A 5,677-nucleotide genomic window follows, 5' to 3' on the forward strand; every position below is an offset into this window, starting at 1 on the left:
ACGCACCGGCAGTCGGGGTAGTCCTCGGCCACCCGGTAGGTGAGGTCGGTCAGCCAGTCGTTGGCGGTGGCGTAGTCGGCCTCCCCCCGCAAGCCGGCCCGGCCGATGATGCTGCCGAAGGTGACCAGCAGCCGCAGCGACGCCGGATCGGTCGCCGCCAGCACCGCCTCCAGACCCCCGATCTTGGGAGCCAGGGTCTGCTCGAAGGCGGACTGGTCGAGGTTGAGCAGCGAGTTCGGCTCGTTGCGGCCGGCGCCGTGCAGGACGCCGGTGACCGGCCCGAGGACGTCCCGGACCTCCTCGACCGCCGCCTTCACCTCGTCGGCGGAGGTGACGTCGGCCCGGACGTAGCGGTACCGCACGCCGGCCGCCGCCATCCGCTCCAGGTTGGCGGCCAGCTCCGGATCGGTGTCCGGACCGGACCGGCCGAGCAGGCCGATCGCGGCGCCGGTGTCCTGGGCGATCGCCAGCGCGCACTCGGCCGTGATGCCCTTGCCGCCGCCGGTGACCAGCAGCACGTCCTGCGGGCCCAGCGGCGGCTGGCCGCCCGAGGCCAGCCGGACCGGCCGCAGCACCGGCACCCGGCGGGTGCCGTCGGCGTCGTAGCTGACCTCGGAGAACCCGGCGGTCGCCGCCACGTCGGCGACGATGCCGGGCACCACGGCGCTCACCTGCTCGGCCGCCAGGTCCACCGGAAGCGGCAGGGTGACCACCGTGGTGGCCACCGCCGGCGCCTCCAGGCAGAGGGTCTTGGCCAGCCCCGCCGCCCCGCGCCGGTCACCGACCACCACGAACCGGGCCGGCGCCGGCAACGCCAGCACCGCCCGGGCCGCGGCCAGCATCAGCGGGACGTGGCTCTCGTCGCAGTCACGGGGCAGGCACAGCAGCACCCCGCTGCCGAGTTCGGCACGGCGCAGCGCCTGCCGCAGCTCGGTGGCCAGCGGATGCCGTTCGCTGGCGAACACCTCCCAGCTCCCGGCGCCGGTGGGTCCGGCCGCGGGACCCGCGGCCGTCGGCACCTTCTCGATCCCGAAGGCCCGCACCCAGGGCGCGACGCCGAGCGCGGCAGTGGCCGGCTCGTCCGAGGCCAGCGCGTTCTCACCCAGCTCGTCGAGCAGCTGGGCCAGCTGGGCCAGCGTCGAGGTGGCGAAGGTGGAGGTCGCCATCGGCGCGGTCAGGCCCAGCTCGCGGGAGGCCTGGTTGACGATCTGGCCGACCGTGATCGAGCTCAGGTGCAGCTCGTCCAGCGGGTGGCTGGTGGCGCTGACCGCCTCCAGTGGCAGTTCGGCCCGCTCCGCGGCCAGCCGGCGGAGCACGTCCAGCGCGCTCTGCGGCGTACCGGAGGCTGCCGGTGCCGCCTCGCCGGGCTCCGGCTCGGTCGCCGGCGGGCTTGCCACCTCCGCCCGCCGGACCGGCTCGGCAGCCGGCTTTGCGACCTGCCCGGCCGGGGCCGGCCGGAGGGCTGGCAGCCCGGCGCCCAGCTCGTCCACCGGCGCCTGCTCGCAGGGACTGGCGAAGAACTTGAACTCCTTGCCGATCTCCAGGCTGCGGGTGAACCGGTCCCGGTGCAGCTCGGCAGGCCGGATGTCGGCACCGAGCACGTAGCAGGCCGCCACCGCCCGGAACAGGCCCGCGAGGGAGTTGCTGTCGGTCTCGAGCGAGACCGTCGGCACGAACGGGACGATGTCGCACGCCAGCCCGCGCAGGACGGTGCCGGGGCCGACCTCGAGCAGCAGGTCGACCTCACCGGCCAGCGCGGTCACCGCCTCGGCGAAGCGCACCGGCTCCCGCACCTGGCGGGCCAGCAGGTCGGCCAGGTCGGTGTCGGCCGGCAACTCGCCGCCGGTGACGGTGGACACCACCCGCCGGCGCACCGGTGCAAACCGGTCCTCGGTCAGGTAGCCGTGCAGCGCCTCGGCGGCCGGGGCCACCAGGTCGGAGTGGAAGGCGTGCGAGACCGGCAGCCGCATCGCGGTCAGCCCCTGGCCGGCGGCCCGGGCGCAGACCCGGTCCACCGCGTCCGCCGGGCCCGACACCACGGTCTGCTTGGGACCGTTGAAGCCGGCGATGACCACCGGCTCGCCGTCCAGCAGCGGGCCGGCCACCTCGGGCGAGGTGAGGATGCTGGCCATCGCTCCGTCCACGGTGCTGCTGTCGGCCATCAGCCGGCCTCGTACGGTGGCGATGGACAGCAGCGTCGCCTCGTCGTAGGCCCCGGCCCAGTGCAGCGCGGACAGCTCGCCCAGGCTGTGCCCGGCAGCGGCCACCGCCTCGATGCCGAGCAGCCGCAGCAGCCGCAGCCCCGCCACCGACGCGGTGGCGATCCGGGGCTGGGCGGCGGCCGTGTCGGCCAGGCTGCCGGCCGGCAGCGGGAACTGCCGGTAGAGCTCGTCCACCACCGCGAAGCGCCGGCGGACCGCGCCGCCGTCGCTGCGCCGGCCGGCACCCTGGCCCGGGAACAGCAGGCCGATTCGGGGCGTGCTGGCAGCATGGCCGAGGAACACCCCGCCGTCGAGGTCGAGCACCGAGCGGGCGCCGTTGTCCAGCAGCATCAGCAGCTTGCCGAGCCGCTGCTCGGCCTGCTCCGGGCTGCCGGCCAGCACCGCCGCCCGGATCGGGCGGCCGGCCAGGTCCGCCGACAGCGTGCCGGCCAGGTCGCCGAGCTCGGCGAAGGACATCTTCGGCGCCATCGCCGCCAGCTGGCTGATCTTGCCACGCAGGTCGGCGATGCTGGTGGCGTCGAGCAGCAGCAGCTCGCAGTCCTGCCGGGAGCGCACCAGCCGTTGCACCTCCGGGGCGATCTCGTCCCGGCGCGGCCCGGCCGGCTGCTCGAGCACCACGTGGGTGTTCATGCCGCCGAAGCCCATCGACGACACCCCGGCCCGGATCGGCCCGTCCGCCGGCCACAGTTCGGCCGTGCTGGGCACCCGCAGCGCCGGCCGGTCGCCGAGCAGCTCCTGGTGCGGGTCGACGTGCCCGGTGGCCGGCGGGATCACCTGGTGGTGGATGGCGAGGATTGCCTTGAGCAGCCCGCCGACACCGGCCGCGGCCTTGGTGTGGCCGATGTTGCCCTTCAGGGTGCTGATCGCGGCCGGCGGCGCGTCCGGGTCGGCCTGCCGCCGGGCCTGGGAGAAGGCCTGCAGCTCGGTGGCGTCGCCGACCGCGGTGCCGGTGCCGTGTCCCTCCAGGTAGTTGACGGTCTCGAAGCCGAATCCGGCGCTGCGGTAGGCCCGTTCGATGGCCAGCTGGTGCCCGGCCGCCTCCGGCCGGGTGATGCCGCCCTTGCCGTCGGAGGAGTAGCCCCAGCCGACGATGTTGGCGTACCGCTTGAGTCCCTGGGCGATCGCGTCGCGCTCGCGCATCAGGACCAGCATCCCGCAGCCCTCGCCGGGCCAGAAGCCGTTGGAGTGCTGGTCATAGACCCGCATCTCCCCGGTGGCCAGGGCTCCGGTCTTGGCGAAGCCGATCACCTCGAACGGGTCGATCGACAGGTCCACCCCGCCGGCGATCACGGTGTCGAGGTGACCCTCGGCCAGCGCGTTGCAGGCGGTGGTGACCGACAGCAGCGAGGACGAGCAGGCACCGTCGACGGTGTAGCCGCCGCCGTTGAAGTCGAAGTGGTTGCAGATCCGGCCGGCGATGGTGTTGGCCAGCCCACCGGCCAGCGTGTCTTCGTCGATCGGGGCGAACGGGCTCTTGTACCGGGCCTCGAGCTGGTCGAGGAACTCGCCGAGCGCGGTGTCGTCCCAGCCCTGCTCGCGCAGCGCCGCGCCGACCGTGCGCCGGACGTAGGGCCAGCGCAGCCGCATGATGCTGGCCCGGCTGAACTCGCCGGTCAGGCTGTTGCCGATCACCACGCCGGTGCCCTGGCGGTTCAGCCCGGCACCCTTGGGGAATCCGGCGTCGGCCAGGGCCCGGGCGGCGGTGTCCAGCGCCAGCCAGTGGGTGAGGTCGGTGGAGCGGTAGGTGGACCCGGCCACCCGGTAGGCCACCCGGTCGAACTCGAATCCCTCGATGACGGCGGCCTTCTGGGTGTAGAACCGGTCCGGTGCCGCGGGGTCGGGGGAGTAGTAGTCCTCCAGGCGCATCCGCTCGTCCGGCAGCCGGCGGAAGGCCCGGCGGCCGGCGAGCACGTTCTCCCAGAGCTCATCAGGGGAGTTCGCGTCCGGGTAGCGGCAGGATATGCCGACTACTGAGATACGTTCCGAACTCATACTCGCACCGCCGCAGGGGTTGCCACCGGGTGGTCAGCGGCCGCGAGTGCGCGGCGCTGCTTGGCCTTGCCGATGAAGTGGGCCGCCCACCAGCCGAGGCCGCGCAGGGCGCAGACCGCAGTGGTGGCGAAGAACATGGTGTAGACGATGTTGAACGCCATCATCACGGCGTAGACCATGGCGACCGAGGAGCCGAACATGAACTGGTTGCGCGGCTTGGACGGGGTGGTGCCCGGGTCGGTGATCATGTAGTTGGTGAACAGCACGAACGCGATTCCGGTCATGATGCCCCAGGCCGAGAACAGCGCGACGTCCCAGATCCAGTGCCGGATGACGGCCTGCAGGAAGAAGCCGCCGAGCCAGCCGACGATCAGCGGGATCCGCTTGGTGAGCATTCCGTTGATCACCGTGCCGGAGGTGGCGATGACCAGCGGGATCATGATCCGGAAGTAGGTGTTGGCGTTCTCGCTGAACTGGTAGGGCGGGGCGATGCTGCACCAGTGGCTGAAGCACAGCAGCACCGCGGTGATGCCGAAGTTGGACGGGTTCATGAAGTGCCGCATCCGGCCGTTGATGGGCGCCTGCAGGACGTGCTTGGCGGCCACGCCGACCACCACGCCGAAGGCGACCGGCCAGAACTGGCTGTTGGCGTAGAGCAGCATGTTGACCGCGAGGGCGGTGATGTGCGAGGGCAGCAGCGCCTCGTACACCCCGCGGACGCCGTTGCCCCGGTACTTCGGCTGCCGGCGGTAGACCCAGGCGCTGATCGTCTCGAAGACGATCTCGGTGGCGTAGCCGACCAGCACCGCCAGGAAGGGCCACAGCCACGGCTGCTCGAAGCCCAGCCAGGCGTAGCCGAAGACGTTGAGCACGCTGATCGAGATGGCGAAGTTGCGCAGCGCCAGGTACCGGGGATCGGGTGCCGGCTTGGCCTTGGCCGGTGCGGGTGCCGCCGGCGGTGCTGAACTGGCAGGTACAGGCTGGGCCTGCTTCGGAACGGTGGCGGTCATCGGCTTGAAACCTCTCGAGCGGTGTCCGTCAGGACGAGGGAGTGAACGCCTGGCGTCAGTTGGAGCTTCTGCTGGTGGAGCGCACCGCTGGTGTCACGCCACTGCAGGGTCACGGTCGCGGCTCCGGAGAAGGAGCCCAGCCCGAAGTGCACGTCGAAGCTGCGGAAGCCGGCGTGGCCGCCGCCGCCGTCGAGCTGGGAGACCGCCGTGCCGTTCGGGGTGGTCACCGTCGCCGTCGCGTTGTAGGCGGGGCTTCCGAAGTTGGACAGGCCCTTGCCCGCGACGGAGCTGGAGTCAGCTGCCGGCCGGTACAGGTGCAGGTCCAGGTAGTTGCCCCGGTCCGGGGACTGGTTGGCGTAGAAGGCCGGCGGGCCCCACTGCCGGGCGATCGCCCAGTCGAGGGTGCCGGTGCCGGTGGTGTCGGCCATCGCGATGGCGCGGGTCGGGGTCGGC

At 72.7% G+C, this 5,677-nt stretch carries 3 protein-coding genes; all 3 read right to left on the minus strand.

What is annotated here, in order from left to right:
* Positions 1-4,214 (minus strand): type I polyketide synthase (locus VLJ82_RS04370; protein WP_408662103.1); only part of this gene is annotated, 4,214 nt, incomplete at its 3' end.
* The gene (locus VLJ82_RS04375) at positions 4,211-5,224 is read right to left on the minus strand and encodes a hypothetical protein (protein WP_408662104.1); all 1,014 of its coding nucleotides are present in this window, start codon (positions 5,222-5,224) and stop codon (positions 4,211-4,213) included. The genes VLJ82_RS04370 and VLJ82_RS04375, both read right to left, overlap by 4 nt.
* Positions 5,221-5,677 (minus strand): ASPIC/UnbV domain-containing protein (locus tag VLJ82_RS04380; protein ID WP_408662105.1); only part of this gene is annotated, 457 nt, incomplete at its 5' end. The genes VLJ82_RS04380 and VLJ82_RS04375, both read right to left, overlap by 4 nt.

It is taken from the genome of Jatrophihabitans sp., assembly GCF_035474675.1.
GTDB lineage: Bacteria > Actinomycetota > Actinomycetes > Mycobacteriales > Jatrophihabitantaceae > Jatrophihabitans_A.

Coding starts and splice junctions, on each gene's coding strand:
- VLJ82_RS04375 (WP_408662104.1), bottom strand. CDS start 5,224: ATGACCGCCACCGTTCCGAAGCAGGCCCAGCCTGTACCTGCCAGTTCA.